This window comes from Galactobacter caseinivorans, assembly GCF_003640665.1.
Lineage (GTDB): Bacteria > Actinomycetota > Actinomycetes > Actinomycetales > Micrococcaceae > Galactobacter > Galactobacter caseinivorans.
In genome coordinates this window covers 291,043-307,375 of sequence record NZ_QQXL01000004.1, presented here as the reverse complement: position 1 = coordinate 307,375, position 16,333 = coordinate 291,043, and the positions used below count along the sequence as shown (strand labels likewise).

At 68.6% G+C, this 16,333-nt stretch carries 17 protein-coding genes; 7 read left to right on the top strand and 10 right to left on the bottom strand.

Annotated features, from left to right (window positions below; all coding sequences use genetic code 11):
• Positions 1–357 (top strand): hypothetical protein (locus DWQ67_RS14070; protein WP_233555999.1); only part of this gene is annotated, 357 nt, incomplete at its 5' end.
• A gap of 531 nt (positions 358–888) precedes the next feature.
• On the opposite strand, the gene DWQ67_RS08695 is transcribed toward DWQ67_RS14070, so the two are convergent.
• The 4 genes from DWQ67_RS08695 to DWQ67_RS08680 are packed head-to-tail and all read right to left on the bottom strand — an operon-like array spanning position 889 to position 4,922.
• Complete coding sequence (locus DWQ67_RS08695; RefSeq protein WP_121485185.1) at positions 889–1,743, bottom strand: SseB family protein; 855 nt, start codon at positions 1,741–1,743, stop codon at positions 889–891.
• Positions 1,736–3,127, bottom strand: coding sequence for a sensor histidine kinase (locus DWQ67_RS08690; protein WP_121485184.1), 1,392 nt, complete (start codon positions 3,125–3,127; stop codon positions 1,736–1,738). The genes DWQ67_RS08695 and DWQ67_RS08690 overlap by 8 nt, the downstream gene beginning before the upstream one ends.
• A gap of 18 nt (positions 3,128–3,145) precedes the next feature.
• Positions 3,146–4,078 carry a response regulator transcription factor gene (locus DWQ67_RS14260; protein WP_325049621.1) on the bottom strand — a complete coding sequence of 311 codons (933 nt, stop codon included), beginning with the start codon at positions 4,076–4,078 and terminating at the stop codon, positions 3,146–3,148.
• 22 nt (positions 4,079–4,100) lie between these two features.
• Positions 4,101–4,922 (bottom strand): hypothetical protein, encoded by an 822-nt coding sequence (locus DWQ67_RS08680; protein WP_121485182.1) that lies wholly within the window; start codon positions 4,920–4,922, stop codon positions 4,101–4,103.
• Positions 4,923–5,117: 195 nt separating this feature from the next.
• Here DWQ67_RS08680 and DWQ67_RS08675 point away from each other — a divergent pair, with 195 nt between their 5' ends.
• Positions 5,118–6,398 carry an Nramp family divalent metal transporter gene (locus tag DWQ67_RS08675; RefSeq protein ID WP_121485181.1) on the top strand — a complete coding sequence of 427 codons (1,281 nt, stop codon included), beginning with the start codon at positions 5,118–5,120 and terminating at the stop codon, positions 6,396–6,398.
• Between the two features lie 13 nt (positions 6,399–6,411).
• Here DWQ67_RS08675 and DWQ67_RS08670 read toward each other — a convergent pair whose 3' ends face one another.
• On the bottom strand, positions 6,412–7,038 hold the full coding sequence (locus tag DWQ67_RS08670) for a response regulator (protein WP_121485180.1): 627 nt from the start codon (positions 7,036–7,038) through the stop codon (positions 6,412–6,414).
• Positions 7,035–8,219, bottom strand: coding sequence for a sensor histidine kinase (locus tag DWQ67_RS08665; RefSeq protein WP_121485226.1), 1,185 nt, complete (start codon positions 8,217–8,219; stop codon positions 7,035–7,037). The genes DWQ67_RS08670 and DWQ67_RS08665 overlap by 4 nt, the downstream gene beginning before the upstream one ends.
• Before the next feature lie 182 nt (positions 8,220–8,401).
• Here DWQ67_RS08665 and DWQ67_RS08660 point away from each other — a divergent pair, with 182 nt between their 5' ends.
• Together DWQ67_RS08660 and DWQ67_RS08655 are read left to right on the top strand one after the other, a co-directional pair.
• A complete protein-coding gene (locus DWQ67_RS08660) occupies positions 8,402–9,472 on the top strand; it encodes an ABC transporter permease (protein WP_121485179.1) in 1,071 nt (356 codons plus the stop codon).
• On the top strand, positions 9,469–10,161 hold the full coding sequence (locus DWQ67_RS08655; RefSeq protein ID WP_121485178.1) for an ABC transporter ATP-binding protein: 693 nt from the start codon (positions 9,469–9,471) through the stop codon (positions 10,159–10,161). The genes DWQ67_RS08660 and DWQ67_RS08655 overlap by 4 nt, the downstream gene beginning before the upstream one ends.
• Positions 10,162–10,176: 15 nt before the next feature.
• On the opposite strand, the gene DWQ67_RS13785 is transcribed toward DWQ67_RS08655, so the two are convergent.
• On the bottom strand, positions 10,177–10,332 hold the full coding sequence (locus DWQ67_RS13785; protein WP_158595414.1) for a hypothetical protein: 156 nt from the start codon (positions 10,330–10,332) through the stop codon (positions 10,177–10,179).
• A 104-nt stretch (positions 10,333–10,436) separates the two neighbouring features.
• Here DWQ67_RS13785 and DWQ67_RS08650 point away from each other — a divergent pair, with 104 nt between their 5' ends.
• Positions 10,437–10,742 (top strand): NAD-dependent epimerase/dehydratase family protein, encoded by a 306-nt coding sequence (locus DWQ67_RS08650; RefSeq protein ID WP_121485177.1) that lies wholly within the window; start codon positions 10,437–10,439, stop codon positions 10,740–10,742.
• Here the strand turns inward: DWQ67_RS08650 and DWQ67_RS08645 are convergent.
• The gene (locus tag DWQ67_RS08645) at positions 10,714–12,132 is read right to left on the bottom strand and encodes an MFS transporter (protein WP_158595413.1); all 1,419 of its coding nucleotides are present in this window, start codon (positions 12,130–12,132) and stop codon (positions 10,714–10,716) included. The two genes, DWQ67_RS08650 and DWQ67_RS08645, sit on opposite strands and share 29 nt — an antisense overlap.
• Positions 12,133–12,258: 126 nt before the next feature.
• Between DWQ67_RS08645 and DWQ67_RS14255 the strand changes: the two genes are divergently transcribed.
• Together DWQ67_RS14255 and DWQ67_RS08635 are read left to right on the top strand one after the other, a co-directional pair.
• Entirely contained in the window at positions 12,259–12,933 is a 675-nt protein-coding gene (locus DWQ67_RS14255) for a metal-dependent transcriptional regulator (protein ID WP_121485225.1), read from the top strand.
• Complete coding sequence (locus DWQ67_RS08635; RefSeq protein ID WP_121485175.1) at positions 12,933–13,475, top strand: GNAT family N-acetyltransferase; 543 nt, start codon at positions 12,933–12,935, stop codon at positions 13,473–13,475. Before DWQ67_RS14255 ends, DWQ67_RS08635 begins: the two co-directional genes overlap by 1 nt.
• Positions 13,476–13,596: 121 nt before the next feature.
• Here the strand turns inward: DWQ67_RS08635 and DWQ67_RS08630 are convergent, their stop codons facing one another.
• Together DWQ67_RS08630 and DWQ67_RS08625 are read right to left on the bottom strand one after the other, a co-directional pair.
• On the bottom strand, positions 13,597–15,324 hold the full coding sequence (locus DWQ67_RS08630) for a S1C family serine protease (protein WP_121485174.1): 1,728 nt from the start codon (positions 15,322–15,324) through the stop codon (positions 13,597–13,599).
• 349 nt (positions 15,325–15,673) lie between these two features.
• Complete coding sequence (locus tag DWQ67_RS08625) at positions 15,674–16,321, bottom strand: GntR family transcriptional regulator (RefSeq protein WP_121485173.1); 648 nt, start codon at positions 16,319–16,321, stop codon at positions 15,674–15,676.
• Positions 16,322–16,333: the final 12 nt, after the last annotated feature.

Genomic DNA, 16,333 nt, shown 5'->3' with positions numbered 1-16,333 from the left:
GAACTTTTCTGGGAATATACCTGCAAAAGCAAGCAACCCTTCGCATCAAAAACCTATTGGAGGTCTATTCAGTTGGCCGATGGGGGGAAAAGGACCGCTGATGGGATCTCTGAGGCCTACGCAAGCCAGGGGTGGGCAGTGCAAAGCGGCGCCTGGACCAGCGGGGTTAGTTCAGGCAAGGATAAAGATCCCGAATCCTTCTATTCAGTAAGCTACAAACTAGGTGATACTAACGTGTCGATTGATATTTTCAGGGAAAACCCCAAAAGGACTAGAGTCTTTGCCAGGACTACGTGCAAGGATCAGCCGGCGGATCGGGAACTGGAAAAGGATCCGGAGCATCCGGCGACGTACTAAAGCCCCACCCGCCTCCGACGACCGAAGGCGTTAGCCCACATCCAGGCAGAGAAGCTCCGAATTATCGGTAGTCACCATCACTGCGCGCAGCCCGGCGCCGGCGGTGAGGCCCGGGGAGGTCGCGTGCGAAGCGGGCCTATCGCTCCCAAGCAGGCCACAAGCCCGCTCCACGTCGATAAGCCCGCTTCCCCGCCCCCGACGAGCGAAAAACGGGCGCGACCGACCCGACCAAACGCCGTCGGGCCCAGGCTCGAGGGGGCCAGAGGGGGCCCGAAGCGGGCCTATCGCTCCCAAGCACCCCACAACCCCGCTCCACGTCGATAAGCCCGCTTCCCCGCCCCCGGCAAGCGAAGAACGGGCGCGACCGACCCGACCAAACGCCGTCGGGCCGGGCGAGCGGGCGCCGGCGGTGAGGCCCGCGGAGGTCGCGTGCGAAGCGGGCCTATCGCTCCCAAGCACCCCACAAGCCCGCTCCACGTCGACAAGCCCGCTTCCCCGCCCCGGCGAGCGAGAAACGGGCGCGAGCGCCGCCTAGGACGAGCGCGGCAGGCGGAAGCCCGCCGCCGCGAGTTCGGCCGGCGCGAACTCGATCGCGTCGCCGCCGGAGGGGTCCACGACCAGGTGCATGTCCGGGAGCATCGCCTGTCGCAGCCAGGGCCCGGTCAGGCCGGCCGTCGCGAACTTTTCGCTGAAGCGGAAGACCTCCATGGCGGAGGAGAAGAGCGGGAAGACCTGAGCGCCGGTCTGTGGGTCGCGCAGGAGCAGGGCGGCCGGATCGCCGGGCGCGTCCGGGTTGAACATCATGACGCCGGTGGCCCCCTCACCCATCAGGTACGCCAGCACGGCTTCCTTGCCGCGGTGCACGGCCTGGCGCAGAGCGCCGGACTTGATCTTGTAGTCCAGCAGCTGGTCCTCGCGTCCAAAGGCGATGCCAAGCCCCAGCGGGTCCACCACCACGGTGTCGATCCCGGTGGAGGCGAAGGCAGAGGTAGCGAAGGCCGCGTCCACCAGCTCGGAGCCGAGCATGGACACGAGCAGCGGCTCCCCGAGGGCGTCATCCGAGCGTCCCTCGGACTCGGCGATGGTGCGGTGCAGGTTCACGGCTTCCTCCGGCCGCAGGCTCGCCCCAAGAATGGTGTCTCCGTCGGCTTGGAAGGTCGCGAAGCGCAGGGGTTCGCCGTCCACGGGCAGCGCCAGGACCGGCACCTGCAACACCGTCCCGTAAAAGTCTGACACCACGGCAAGGTCATTCTTCAGGCTCGGATCCTGGTCCTGGCGCACAAAGGACTGCATGAGCCGCCCGCCCTCGCCGGCTTGTTTGGCCGCCTCTGCCGAGTCAAACTCTTCCGCGTTGAAGTCCGCGTTGCCTAAAGACTGCTCATTCATGGGTCCCATCATTCCACTCCGCCTTGCGCCCACCGGACCGCGCCAGCGCCTCCGGGCACACCTCATTCAGCAACTCCTGAGGCGCCTCACGGAACCGCAGCGTGATTCGCGCACCGCCGTCTGGGGCGTTGGAGAGCGCAAAGGTGGCGCCCTGCACCGAGGCCTGGCCGCGCACAATGGTCAGCCCCAGCCCCCAGCCACCGCCGCGCGTCTGGAAGCGGTGCGGGCCCGCGTCCAGGATGGATTCGGGGAACCCCTTGCCTGCGTCGGTGGCGATGAGCAGCGGCCCGTCCACCCGGATGACCAGGGGCGGGCGCCCATGCGCGGCTGCGTTCTTGATGAGGTTGGAGACAATCCGGTCCAGGCGGCGCTGCTCCACCATGATGAGCGGCGGGTCAGTGTCCCCTGGCACCACCTCCACCAGTTCCGCGGAGGGCACGCCCTCCTGCCGCGCGCGCTTCACGGCCGAGCGCACGCTGCGCTCCAGCCCGGCTGGCTCAAGGTCAGCCTCCACGGCCCCGGCCTCAAATCGGGAGACCTCCAGCAGATCCTCCACCAGGACTCGCAGGCGCTCGGTGCGTTCCTTCACGAGCTCCGCCGGGCGCGAGTCCTCCAGCAACGACGCCGCCATGACCAGGCCGGTCAGCGGCGTGCGCAACTCGTGGGCCAGGTCCGCGGTGAAGCGCTGTTCCATTTCCAACTTGGTGCGCAGGCGCTCCGCCATGGAGTCCACGGCACGCGCCAGGCTGTCCACCTCGTCGGGGAAGCGCCCGGTGCGAATGCTCTGGGCCACGGTGCGCCCATCTGCCCCTTGCCCCACGCCCTCCGCCAGCGCGGACGCGGCGGTGGAGGCGGCGGCCAGGCGGCGGGTGAGCCCGCTGGAGACGAATCCGGCCAGCACAAGCACCACCACGGAACTGCCAATTCCGGCGCCAATCAGCGTTCGGTCCAGTTGCCTCAGCACCTCAATCGAGGCGGCCGCGGAGAGTTCAATGGAGAGCACGGACGTCTCAGAATCGATGGTCACGGGGGTCGCGGCGATGACCGTTTCCGAGTCGTTGCCGAGCTTGATGCGCGCGGTGGCCACGTTCCCTGCCAGCGCGGACTCACGCAGGTCCTCTGGCACGTTGCGGTCATTCATCTTGGCGCCAAAAGAGCGCACACCGGTCTGCGCGTAGATGCTCTGGACCTGCCCCAGTTGCTCCCGGGCCATGTTGCGCAGCCTGTCATCCTCTGCTTGGGAGACCAGGAGGTGCACCAGGATGCCGCACAGCGAGATCGCCAGGAACACCGACACCACGGTGACGAGCACCAAACGCAGGCGCAGCGGCCCCACACGGCGCAGCCCCGCACCCACAATCCGACGCGGCCTCCACCGGCTCATGCCGCTCCCACGCCCGCGTCACTCATGCCAGCGGTAACCAAATCCCCGCACGGTTTCCACGCGCTGCGGGCCCACTTTGCGGCGCAGCCGCTGCACGTGCACATCAACAAGGCGACCATCCCCGGCCCACGCGTCTTCCCAGGCGCCGGCCAGGAGCTGCTGGCGAGAGACCAGCCCGCCGTCAGCATCCACGAGCATCACGAGGATGCGCCATTCGGTGGGCGTCAGGTGGACCACCTCGCCCTCCAGCGTGGCCTCCATGCGGTGGTGATCAATCTGCAGGCCGTGGTTCTCCTGCGCGGGCGCCGCGTCGGCGTTGCCCCCGGATGCTCCTGTGCCCGACGCCGCGTGGTCGCCTCCGCGCCCGGCGGCGGTGCTCTGTGGTGCGGGATCCGCGGCGGTCTGGGCGGCCGCGGGGCCGCCGCCCAGAGCGGCACCGGCACCGAGGGCGTCGGTGCCCTGGTCGCCTGAGCTCGCTCCCACCACGCCGCCGGAGGAGGGTGAGTCGGTCGCAAAACCCTGCCCAGCGGCGTCGGGCACTTGCTGCTCCGAACCGGCCACCGCGTGCGTGCGGTCCCGCGTGCGGCGCAGCAACGCGCGGATGCGGGCGTCCAGGATGTCCAGATCCACCGGCTTGGTCACGTAGTCATCGGCGCCGGCATCCAGGCCGGCCACCACGTCCACGCTGTCATCGCGGGCGGAGAGCATGATGACGGGGACGTCGCTGAACTCGCGCAGGCGGCGGCAGATGGAGGCGCCGCTCAGGGACGGGAGCATCACGTCCAGCAGCACCAGATCCGCGGGGTGGGAGCGCAGGTACTCCAGCCCTTCCAGTCCATCCGACTCGCTGTGAACGGCATAACCCAGGCGACTGAGGCCCAATGCGGTGACCTCGCGGATGACATCGTCATCCTCGACATGGACCACCGTCAGGGGGGTTGAGGCGGGCACTCGGTGCGCTCCTTCCTCCGCGTTACGGAGTCGGCATGGGCGTGTTCTGGATGCTGGGAACCTCGGTGGTTGTTTCTTTACCCGTGGATCCCGAGGCCTTGGTTCCGGTGTAGCGTTCCGCGGCCACAAACTTTCCGTCATCCCAACGGTAGACCCGCATGGCCCATCCGCTGGGGCAACACTGCGGCTCATCTTTCTGATACACCGATTCTTGAGACACTACGGTGCCATTTTTGCCTGGTTCAAGCGAAACGTCCTCGCCGCGGACCATGAGCTCAATCTGCGGTGTGCCGTCATTGTCACGCACTGCGAAGGCGGCGTAGCCCCAGCCGTCTCCGGCGCTGACCAGCGTCCACAGCTGGAATCGGGTGCCACCAAGACTCACGGGGGAGCTGGGCATGAGGCAGCGGCCGTTGCAGGTCTTGAGGACCTCTTCCAGGTCGGCGTAGCTGAAGTAGTTGGCATCGCTTGACTCGGATCCGGCCGTGCCGGAGGGGGCGCCGGTGCCGGAGGGGGCGACTGCGGGGTCGGTGGAGGGCGCGCCGGTGGCGGAGGCTGAATCTGAGGGGCTGGCCTGCTCCGTGTCGGTGCCAGCGCCGATGCCCTGTGGCAGCTCGGAGAGCGTGACCTTGCGCAGGGCTTTCTCGATCTGCTTGGGCCCAAACGGCGTCTCCCACCGTTCGGTGGGCTCCGACTGGGCGGGGCGGACAATCTCCGCTTGCGTGGAGGCCGGGCCTTCCACTCGGAGGGAGGCCGGCGAGCCGCATGCCGAGAGCGCCAGGAGCAGGGTGAGGCCGAGCGCGCTGAGTGAGGCGGCGAGGCGGTTGCTGCGACGGTGAGCCATGGTGTGCTCCTCTCGGGTCAAAAGTTTACAGCTGGTAGCGCGGCGCCCTTTTGGGGTGGCGCCATGCCGTCCTTTAACGCTAGAGGACCTACCCGTCGGAAACATCACCGTGAGCCGACGGTGCAGGGACGGTCCGGCGGCGAAAAATGACCCTTGCCGTTTCCCCACTCGTAAAGTTAAGGTACCTTAACTCTTATGGAGTCATTGCCGCCTTCAACGCAACCCCCCACCGCCGGTCCGAGCGCCTCCCCCGCCTCGGACCGGCCCCGCGCCGAACGCAGACTCATCGCCCTGCTCGGCCCCGCCTTCGTGGCCGCCGTGGCCTACGTGGACCCCGGAAACGTGGCCGCCAACCTCACCGCCGGTGCCAAGTACGGCTACCTGCTGGTCTGGGTGCTGGTCACCGCCAACGTCATGGCCGTGCTCATCCAATACCTCTCCGCCAAACTGGGCCTCATCACCGGCCAGTCCCTCCCGGAGGTGCTTGGCTCCCGCCTCAAGCGCGCCCCCCGCCTGCTGTTCTGGCTGCAGGCGCAGATCGTGGCCATCGCCACGGACCTGGCAGAGGTGGTGGGCGGCGCCATTGCCCTGCACCTGCTCTTTGGCGTCCCGCTCCTGCTCGGCGGGGTGATCGTTGGTGTGGTCTCCCTTGGGCTGCTGGTCTTCCAGAGCCATCACGGCCAGCGCCCGTTCGAGTTTGTGGTGATGGGCCTGCTGCTCATCATCGCGCTGGGGTTCCTAGCCGGCCTGCTCTTCTCTCCCCCGAATTGGGGCCAGGCGGCGGAGGGGCTACTGCCGCGCTTCCAGGGATCGGAGACGGTGTTGTTGGCGGCCTCCATGCTGGGCGCCACCGTCATGCCACACGCCATCTACGTCCACTCCGCCCTGGCGCGGGACCGCCACGGCGCCCCCTCACAGGCGGCGCTCCCCCGGCTGCTCAAGGCCACCCGGATCGACGTCGTGGTCTCGCTCGTGGTGGCGGGCTCGGTGAACATCGGCATGCTGCTGCTCGCGGCGAGCGCGCTGGCCGGGCGCGAGGGAACGGACACCATCGAGGGAGCCCACGCGGCCATCACCCAGAGCCTTGGGCCCGCCGTCGGCATCGCCTTTGGGCTGGGACTGCTGGCCTCCGGCTTGGCCTCCACCTCCGTGGGCGCCTACGCCGGCGCATCCATCATGTCCGGCCTGCTGCGGATCCGGCTGCCATTACTGGCCCAGCGCGCCATCACCCTGGTGCCCGCCCTGATCGTGATTGGGCTCGGGATTGACCCCACGTGGGCGCTGGTCTTGAGCCAGGTGGTGCTGAGCTTGGGCATTCCCTTTGCGCTGATTCCCTTGGCGCTCTACACCGGGAACAGGGCCCTGATGGGGGCCAATACCAATGGCCTGGCGCTGCGGCTGGCCATCTGGGCGTGCACGGCGCTGATCGTCGCGTTGAACGTGGCGCTGTTGTGGCTGACGTTCACCGGTGGGTGATCGCTGACCAACATCAGCGCAGAATGCCGCGCTGCCTGGCCTCGGAGACCGCCGCGGTACGGGAGCTGACGTCCAGCTTGGAGAAGATGTGCGCCAGGTGCGATTTCACGGTGGCCTCACTCACGAACAGCTCCTGGGCCACTGCGGTGTTTGAGCGGCCCGCGGCGACGAGCTGCAGCACCTGCACCTCGCGCGGACTCAGGCTGGCCTTGGGCGCGCGCATGCGGTTGATCAGCCTGGACGCGATGACCGGCGCCAGGGCGCTCTCCCCCGCGGCGGCCGCCCGGACCGCGGCGATGAGTTCGTGGGGCGGGGCGTCCTTGAGCAGGTAGCCGCTGGCTCCGGCCTCCACGGCGCTGAGGATGTCCGCGTCCGAGTCGTAGTTGGTCAAGACCAGCACGTAGGGTGCGGCGTCCAGCGCGCGAACCCGCCTGGTGGCCTCTGCCCCGGTGACCGCCTCATCGGCGCCAAATTGCAGGTCCATCAGCACCACGTCCGGGGTGCGGTCCTGCGCCAGTGCCACGGCCTCCAGTGCCGTGCCGGCCTCCGCCACCACCTCAAGGTCTGCCTCAAGACTGAAGAGCGCGTTGAGTCCGGCGCGGACAATGGGATGATCGTCCGCGATCACAAGCCGGATCATGCGTTCTCCTTCACCAGAAGGTCAACGCTCAGGGTGGTGCCCCTGCCCGGTTCGGAAGCGATGCTGAGCGTTCCGCCCAGCTGTTGCACCCGCTCGGCCGTGGCCTGAAGCCCAAAGGAATCCGACTTTTGCGCCGTCCCGCTCGCGCCCGCCGCCGGACTGAACCCAGCGCCGTCGTCCGCCACAGCAAAGTGAAGCCGGTCCTGCTCCGTCACGATGGTGACCGTGGCGGCGCTGGCCTTGGCATGTTGGATCACGTTGGCAATGGCCCCTTGCGCAATGCGCAGTAGCGCGGTCTGCAGGTGCATCGGCAGCGCGAGCGAGTCCGAGACGTGCACCCGCACCTCCAGCCCCTGCGCGGCCCATTGTGTGCGGGCCAGCCGGCGCAGCGCCCCACCCAGGCTCTGATCATCCAGTTGGGGCGGGGTAAGTTCGCGGATAAAGCGCCGCGCTTCAGCCAGGTTTGCCGCGGCGGTTTCCCGCGCCAGCTGGAGGTGTTCGGAGCCGGGACGTCCCGGGTCGGCGCGTTCCACCGCGTGCAGCAGCATCTGGATGCTAGAGAGGCCCTGCGCCACGGTGTCGTGAATCTCCCTGGCCAAACGCGCGCGCTCCGCAAGCACCCCGGATTCGTGTTCGGTGGCCGCTAGCTGCCCGCGGGTGGCCATGAGTTCGCTGACCAGCGCCTCGCGCTGCTGGGCCTCACGGGCCAGGGCCTGGTATCCCAGCCCAATCAGCAGGGCGACTCCGGCACCAACCAGCGGCCCGACGACGCCGCCCACTGACCAGCCGCTGTGCAGCCCAAGCGCGCAGATGGCGACCACGGTGGAGGCCAGGATGGCGGCGGAACCCCACCACCGGCCCAGCACATGCAGGTAGAGAAAGAAGAGGGGGAAGACCAGGTAGGCCGCGTCAGCGATGAGCCAGAGCAGCAGCACCCATTCCGCCGTCAGGACCGCCAGCCAGCACAGTAGGAGCGGTCGCCTCACCACGGCGGACCGGGCCAGGAGGGCGCCGGCTCCATAGGTGAGCGCCAGGAGAACCGCGGTGACGATGGCGGCGGCGCTCGCCTGGTTGGGGACCAGGATGGCGCGGGCTATCACCAACACCGTGAGCCCCATGAACACCGCGTGCAGTCCGGTGCGCAGACCCACAAAGACGGGGGTCAAAGCGCTGTGAGCCATGCCCTGAACAGTACGCCGCACGCCCGCCGCGGGCATCGTTCAAAAGGTGGACCGGCAGGTACACCTTCCGGGCGCGCAGCGCCGTCCGGGCGGCCGATGCCGCGCTCCTTGCAAACGAGCAGAGTGAAGGAGTCGCCTCATCCGGCGACGAATCACACCCACGCCAGGGAAAGGCGCACTCAATGTTTGTCGCTTTACGCGATCTCCGCTTTGCTCGGGGCCGGTTCATCCTCATTGGCTCCGTGGTGGCTCTCATCACCGTGTTGGTCGGCTTCTTGAGTGGGCTCACGGGAGGCCTGGCGACGCAAAACATCTCCGCCGTCCTTGGCCTGCCGGCCGATCGCGTGGTGTTCTCCGCTCCCCTGGCCGGGGAATCGGGGCCGAGCTACTCCGACTCCGCACTCACCCAGAAGCAGGCCGCCGGTTGGGCGGCCGCCCCGGGCGTCACGGCGGCCCGTCCCGTCGGCATCAGCCAGACCCGCGCGGAGGCCGGGGACACCCGAGCTGCGATCGCTGCCTTTGGGGTGGAGGCAGGTTTCAACTCCTGGGCTCCCACGGCCGACGGCCGGCTTGGCCTGTCTGAACCTGCGGCAACGGCGCTGGGAGTGGAACGCGGTGACCAGGTCACCATCGCCGGCAGCTCGTATGTGGTCGAGTCAATCCAGGGCGATGCTTGGTACAGCCACACCCCAGTGGTGCAGATGACCCTGCACGACTGGCAGGGCTACTCCGCCGCCACCGGCCATCCGGACGCCTTCGCCACCGTGCTCGCGGTCGCCGGGAACTCCGACTGGAACGGGGCGGATGCCGCCCACGACACCGTGTCAGAGTCCACGTTTGGTTCGCTCACCGCACTGAGCGCCTTCCGCTCGGAGATCGGCTCGCTACTCCTGATGGTCGGCATGCTCTTTGGCATCTCCGGCCTGGTGATCGGCGCGTTCTTCACCGTCTGGACCATGCAGCGCAAGGGAGACATCGCCGTGCTCAAGGCCTTGGGCGCCAGCACCCGGTCCCTGGTCCGGGACGCCCTGGGGCAGGCGCTGATTGTCCTGCTCCTCGGAATAGGCCTTGGTCTGGCCCTGGTTGCCGTGCTTGGTTCGCTCGCCGGCGCATCCCTTCCGTTCCTGCTCAGCCCACTCACCACCGTGGTGCCGGGCCTGATCATGGTCCTGCTTGGCCTGGCGGGCGCCGCCTTCGCCCTGCGCTCGGTCACCTCCGCTGACCCCCTCACTGCCCTTGGGAGCAACCGATGATCCGCCTGAACAACATCACCCTCACCTTCCCCGACGGCGAGAGCCGAGTCACCGCCGTGGACCAGGTTTCACTGACCGTGCACCCCGGCACCGTCACGGCCATTACTGGGCCAAGCGGCTCCGGCAAATCCAGCCTGCTCGCCGTGGCCGCCACGCTGATTCGCCCGGATTCCGGGCAGGTCATGATCAACAACACCGACGTGTCCGCGCTGAGCGCGCGGGAGGCGACCGAGCTGCGCCGAACCGACATCGGGATCGTGTTCCAGCAATCCAATCTGGTGCCCGCGCTGACCGCGCGGGAGCAGCTGATGGTCATGAACGAGTTGGGTGCGCCGCACAGCCGACGCCGGCGCGCACAGACCGCGGAGCATGCAGCGGCCCTGCTGCATGCGGTGGGTTTGAGCGAGCACGCCGAGAAGCGGCCGCACCAGCTTTCGGGCGGCCAACGCCAGCGGGTCAATATTGCGCGGGCCCTCATGAACGGCCCCTCGGTGCTGCTGGTGGATGAGCCGACCAGCGCGCTGGATCAGGAGCGCGGGGCCAGCATCATCGAGCTGATTCTGCGCCTCACAGCGGAGTTGGAGACCTCCACGCTGCTGGTGACGCACGATCTGGTGCACCTGCCGCGCCTGCACGGCACCGTTCACCTCGTGGACGGAAGGATCACGAAACCGCTGGCCGTGGGCTAGGCGGGGTGCCCGCGGCTACGCCGGGGCGGAAAGCTGCTGCTTGGCCCAACGGAAGGCCGCGATGTTCATGAGCGCCGCGCCGACCACGGCGCCCATCCACCATTGGGCCCACGAGTGGCTCTTGAGAAAGTTCCGATACCCCGGTCCCTTCATCCACTGCCAGTACGTCATGGTGCCTCCCGATCGCGGACGTCGAGCTGATCTCCGACCTCTAGACTGGCGCGCATGCCAGCCTGTGACAAGAACAGTGAACCCATCGTGATGCGGACGTGTCCATGCGTGCCGTGATCCTGGGCGGCACGGGCGCCATCGGATCGGCCACCGCGCTCCGGCTGCTGCGCGCCGGCTGGCGGGTGGACGTCACGGGACGCGACGAACGCAACCTGCCGGGCCCGCTCACGCGGCTCGGGGCGCGCTTCACGGCGATCGACGCCGCGGACCACGCTGGCGTTCGACGCTTGGTTGGCTCCGGCGCGAACCTTCTCCTGAGCACGACGGCGTTCACGGCCGCCGCCGCCCTTGACCTGTTGGAGGAGGAGGTGCGCTGGGTGCTTAGTCGGCGGACTTCTGCGCCACGATGACGCCCCAGGGCCGGCGCCGCGACAGGAGCCAGAGCGACCAAGTCATACTCACCGAGACGAAGGCGAGCCCCACCACGAGCCAGAGGGTGGGCACGGCCCCGATCCGCTCTCCCAGGAAGCCGCCCACCAGGCCAAAGATGGGAAGCGGGCCCAGCGCCACCAGCATGCGGAAGGACTGAACGCGGCCCATCAGCCCCTCCGGCGTCAGCGCGGCCACGATGCCGAAGAGGCCAGAGTTCGCGGAGACGATGCTGGCGTTCCACAAGAGGCTGTACCCCAGGACAAAGGGCAGGGACCAGCCAAGCCCAGGGTGCAGGGAGGCAAGGGGGAATAGCACGGACCCGGCGGCAGCCACCGTGATCCCGACCGCGGCGACCTTCAGCCCGTTAAAGCGGTCCAGCAGCTTGGCCGCCAGGATGGAGCCCATCAGGCCGGAGAAGCCAATGACCACTCCTTGCAGGCCAACCAAGGCGGGCGAAAAGCCGAGCTGGCGCACCACGTAGACGATGCTGACGGCGGCGGACATCGCCAGGCTCGCATTCAATACGGCCGAGTTGATGGTGGAGAGCAGGATGGGCCTGGAACCCACCACAAAGCGGAAGCCCTCCGCCACACCCGCCGCGAAACCCAAGGGCTGCTCCGCCGCCTCCCCGGAAGGGGGTGTAGCGGCGTTACTGGGCCCCGCGGCGTCGGGCGCTTGGCCTGGCGCCAAGCCCTCACCGTCCGCGCCCTTTCGCGCCGCTCCTACCCCGCCGCGCCACAGGACCAGGCCCGCCAGGGCCTCCAGGAACGCGGAAAAGAACAGCGCGATGGGCGCGGCCAGCACCATGAGCAGCAAGCCGGTGAGGCCCGGCGCCACCAGCGACGCGCTGGTCTCCACGGCCGCCTTGCGCGCAAAGGCGGCCCCAGCCCGGTCCCGCCCGGCCACCGAGGGCAGCAGCGCGCCCAGCCCCAGGGCCCACACCATGCCAGCGGTGCCCACAAAGAAGGACGCGATCACTAGGTGCGGGAACGTCAGCAGGCCCATCAACCAGGCGATGGGCACGGAGAGCAGCGCCAGCGTGGCCAGCGCCTGCGTCCACAGCAGCGCCCGGCGCCGATCCACCCGGTCAAGCCACCAGCCGGCCGGGACGGAAAACACCAGGAACGCCAGGGACTCCACCGCGTTGAGCAGGCCAATCTGCTGCGGCCCGGCGTTCAGCGCCAGCACCGCCACCAAGTCATTGGCCACGTTGAGGATGCCGGAGCTCGTGGCGCCAAGCCCAGCCGCCACGAGCAGCGAGCGCAGACCAGGAGCCCACGGCCTACGCGTTGGCTTGGTTGTGTCCGTGGGTTTGGCGTCGCGCTGAGGCTCAACCTTGCCCGGCCGGTCCGGCTTCACCTTGTCCACCCAGCACCCCACATCCAGACTCACAGCGATCAGCGACTCGCTTACCTTAACGGTGACCCCCGTCACTTTGCCCTGCGCTCCGTGCGAGGCGCCCCGGGGAACCGACCGCCCGGTACTGTGACACCCGTGGAGATCGACGACATCACGCCCGTGGCGCAGGATTATGTGAAGGCGATCTGGAACGCCACCGAATGGGGCGAGCCCCCCATCACGACCAAGGCGCTCGCGGCCCGCTTCGAGACCTCTGCGCCCAACGTCTCTGAGACGCTGCGCCGCCTGGCGCGCCAGGGCCTGGTCGCCTACGCGCCCTACAAGCCGGTGGTCCTCACGGACGCGGGCCGGCGCCTGGCGTTGGTGATGGTCCGGCGGCACCGCTTGCTAGAGACCTTTCTGGTCAACACGCTTGGTTACACCTGGGATGAGGTGCACGACGACGCGGAGCGGCTGGAGCACGCGGTCTCGCCTCTGCTGATGGCCAGGATTGATGATCTCTTGGGTCACCCTGAGGCGGATCCGCACGGGGATCCCATTCCGCGCGCGGACCTCACGGTGCCCCACCCGGCGGACGTGGGGCGCCTGGACGAGGCGGCCCCCGGCGCGTACCTGGTGGTGCGCATCAACGACGATCACACCGAGGTGCTTCAGCGCCTCACGGATCTGCGGGTGCGCCCGGGCTCCACCGTGCGCATCGCCGCCAACGGCGCCGCGCTGACCGAGGACGGGGAGGCGCTGGGGGAATCCGCACTGAGTTCCATCCACGCCCGCCCACTGCACGGCTCACCGGAGGACGTCTCCGACTAATGGATGCCCTGATTCGCCCCTGGAATGCGGACAAGGATGCCCCGTCGCTGCGCGCGGCCATCACCTGTGACGACCCAGACCTGGCCCGCCAGATGGCAGGGCACGGGCCAGACGACGCCTCGCTGGTAAAGCTCTTTGCGAACGAGTACGGCACCCCTAACGCCTCCCACGCGCCGTTCGCGATTGTGCTGGGCGGCAAGGCCGTGGGCAATGTGGGGATCTCTGCCATGGAGGACACCCATCTCTCCGGTTGGTGCCATTACTGGCTGCTGCCCGCCGCGCGCGGCCTGGGGCTGGCCTCCCGCGCCCTGGCGGCCGCCGCGGACTGGGCCTTTGCCGAGCGTGGGCTCCAGCGCCTGGAGTTGGGCCACCGCACCAACAACCCAGCCAGCTGCGGCGTGGCCACGCGGGCCGGCTTCCAGGCGGAGGGCGTTGAGCGCGGCAAGCTGCTCTATGACGGGGCGCGCTACGACGTGGAGCTTCACGCCCGCCTGCACACCGACCCCACCCCGGAGTTGGCCCCGCTGCGCCGCAAAGGGTGAGTGAGTGGAGCCGTAGGCGCCAGCCCTCCACACAGCGCAACGCCGGGCCGCCCCAGAGGGCGTCCCGGCGTCGTCGAGCAGCCTGCCTCTTGCCGCGAGCAGTTGCAGCCGTGGTCGGTGATCAGTTCACGGAGGACTCACCCAGCGTGACCGTCTTGGAGGACTGCTTTCCCTCGGAGTTCAGCCACACCAGCTCCACCTGGTCTCCGGCCTTGTGGCCGGCCAGGATCTCCTTGAGGGCGTCGTAGCTCTTCACGCTCTTGCCATCCAGGCCAATGATCGTGTCTCCCGTCTTGATGCCGGCGCCCGTCACGGCGCCGCCCTTGATGACCTCCTGCACGGTGACGCCGTAGCCGCCGCCCACCTGGCCGGTGTCCGCTGAGAGCACCGAGATGCCCAGCGCCGCGCCCTTGCCAATCTGGACCGTGCCAGAGGCCTGCCCTGACTTGATCTGGTCCGCGATCTTCAGGGCCTCGGAGATGGGGATGGCGTAGCCGTCCACGTTCTCCGAGGTGCGCCCCGTGGAGGCCGCCGTGGTCATGCCAACCACCTGGCCGCTGCCGTTCACGAGCGCGCCGCCGGAGTATCCCGGGACCACGTCCGCGTCCGTCTGGATCAGATTGCTCAGCTTCTCGCCGTCGGAGCTTGCCTCCGCCTGCGTGGTGATGGACTGCTCGGTGGCCGTGACCTTGCCGGTCAGCTGGCGCAGGTAGCCCTCGCCAGAGGCGTTGCCGATCGCGGAGACCTCATCGCCCTCCTTCACGCCGGTGCTGGCGGTCTGGACCACCTTCAAGCCGGACGCGTCCTTGAGCTTCACCAGGGCCACGTCCTGCGTTTCGTCGTGCCCCACCACCTCTCCCGTGTACTCCTTGCCGGTGGTGGTGTCCGTGACCCTGACCTCGGAGCTGCCCTCCACCACGTGGTAGTTGGTCAGCACGTAGCCGTCCTCGGAAAGGATCATGCCGGTGCCTGCGCCCTGGCCGCCGCCCACCACCGTGTCGATCAGGACCATGCCATCCTGGCCGCTCTTGAGGGCGGAGCCCTGCTGCACGGAGGAGCCGCTGGTCCCGCCGGGCTCCGAGCCGTTGGATCCATTGGAGCCATTGGAGCCGTCGCCGCGGTTGAAGGGCATCTGGTTGTACTGCTGGCCATCGCCGGAGCTGCCGTCTGATCCGTCGGAGCCATCCGTTGAACCGTCCGTGCTTCCGTTGCCCTGGCCAAACCCCTGGCCGTTCTGGGTCTGGTTCTGCCCAAACCCACTGCCCGGTTGCGTCTGGGTCTGCGAGGACGCCTCGGTGCTCCCGGCACTGTGGCCAAGCGCCCACCCGGGCACCGCGCCGGCCACCACGGCGAGCGCCAGGGCCCCTGCCGCGAGCGAATACTTCAAGCCCCGCCGCCTGCTCGGCTGGCGCGCATTTTGCCAGGCGTTTGATTGGTACGGATCTTGCGGTCCGCCTGCGCCGCCAGCGCCTGCCATGCCGGGCTGCGGGGCGCTCTGCTGAAATTGGGCGTCCGACTGCGGCGCCCTGTCCCAGGCGCTGTGCCCCCACGCGACCGGCTGCTGGCCGGGCTGGGCGTGGGCGGCGTGAGCCTGGGATGGCTGCCGCCAACTGCCCGACGACGCGTGGCCGGCCTGCGCCGGGTCGCTCGGTGCCGGGTTGGTCGGCGCCGGGTTGGTCGGCGCCGGTCCGCTCGGTGCGTGCACCGACGGGTACTGGGTGGTGGGTTGTTGCGGCGCCTCGATGCGCTGCGTCGGCTGCTCGGGCTGCGACGGCTGTGCGGGCTGGACTGGCTGACCTTCTGCAGGCTGCTGGCCGTTGGCCGGGACCTGGGGGAACTGCTCGTTCATGATTTCCTCCTGAAGAACTCTTAGGAAGATTTCACCGAAGGACCCGTTGAAGCGTGTGTGGCACCGCTGTGCCGATCCTGTGATCGCCAACCCCGCTCCGAAAGCCGCCAACGCACCATCCCTGGCGTGATGGCCCGCGAGCCACCGCGGAGAGCGATCGTCTCCTGGATCGAACGGACCTAGCACCGCCGGCCCAGGCAACCCCACCTCGGTCGCTTGACCCCCAATCGGTTCGAGACCACCGTGAACACGTCCTGCGCCCTGGGGTGCGCGGAGTCCGCGATGAGGGGGTCCGGGGCGGCGACGGCGCGATAGACGCCGGCTTCATCATCGGCCCCCAAAAAACTGGTCAGTCCCCCAGGTGGCCCAGCAGTTCAGCCTCCGCCGTCTCCAGATAGGCGCGCAGCTCCTGGGCCGCCTCCGCCCGCTCCCCCGCGCGCAGGCGGCGCACCAGGTTCAGGTTTCCGTCCACGTAGTGGGTGTGAAAGTCCGGCACGGAAGCCATCGTGAAAAACACCAGGCGGGTCTGGAGCATGACCCGCTCCATGGCCTCCAACAAGGTGGCGGACTGCGTCAGCCCCACCACCTCGCGGTGCAACGCCTCGTTCGCCGCGGCCATCGCCGGGACCTGACCCGCCGCCCTGGCGCGCGCCGCCTCGGTGACGATGGCACCCATCCGGTCCAGAGCGTCGTCGGGCACCTCACCCCAGAGCACGGCGGCAGGTTCCACCATGCGCCGCACCCGGTAAATCTCGCGAATGTCCGCCGCCGTGGGGCGCTTGACGAACACGCCGCGGTTGGGGAAACGCTCCACCATGCCCTCGCCGTCAAGGGTGGTGAAGGCCTCTCGCAGGGTGTTGCGTGAGACCTGGAGTTGGGTGGCGAGCTGTTGCTCGGCCAGTTTGACGCCGGGGAGCAGCCGCCCGCGGGAGATGTCCTCTCGGAGGCGCTCAGCCACCCAAGACGCGGTCTGGGCTTGGGGTGCAATCACGCTCATACTGTGCCAGAT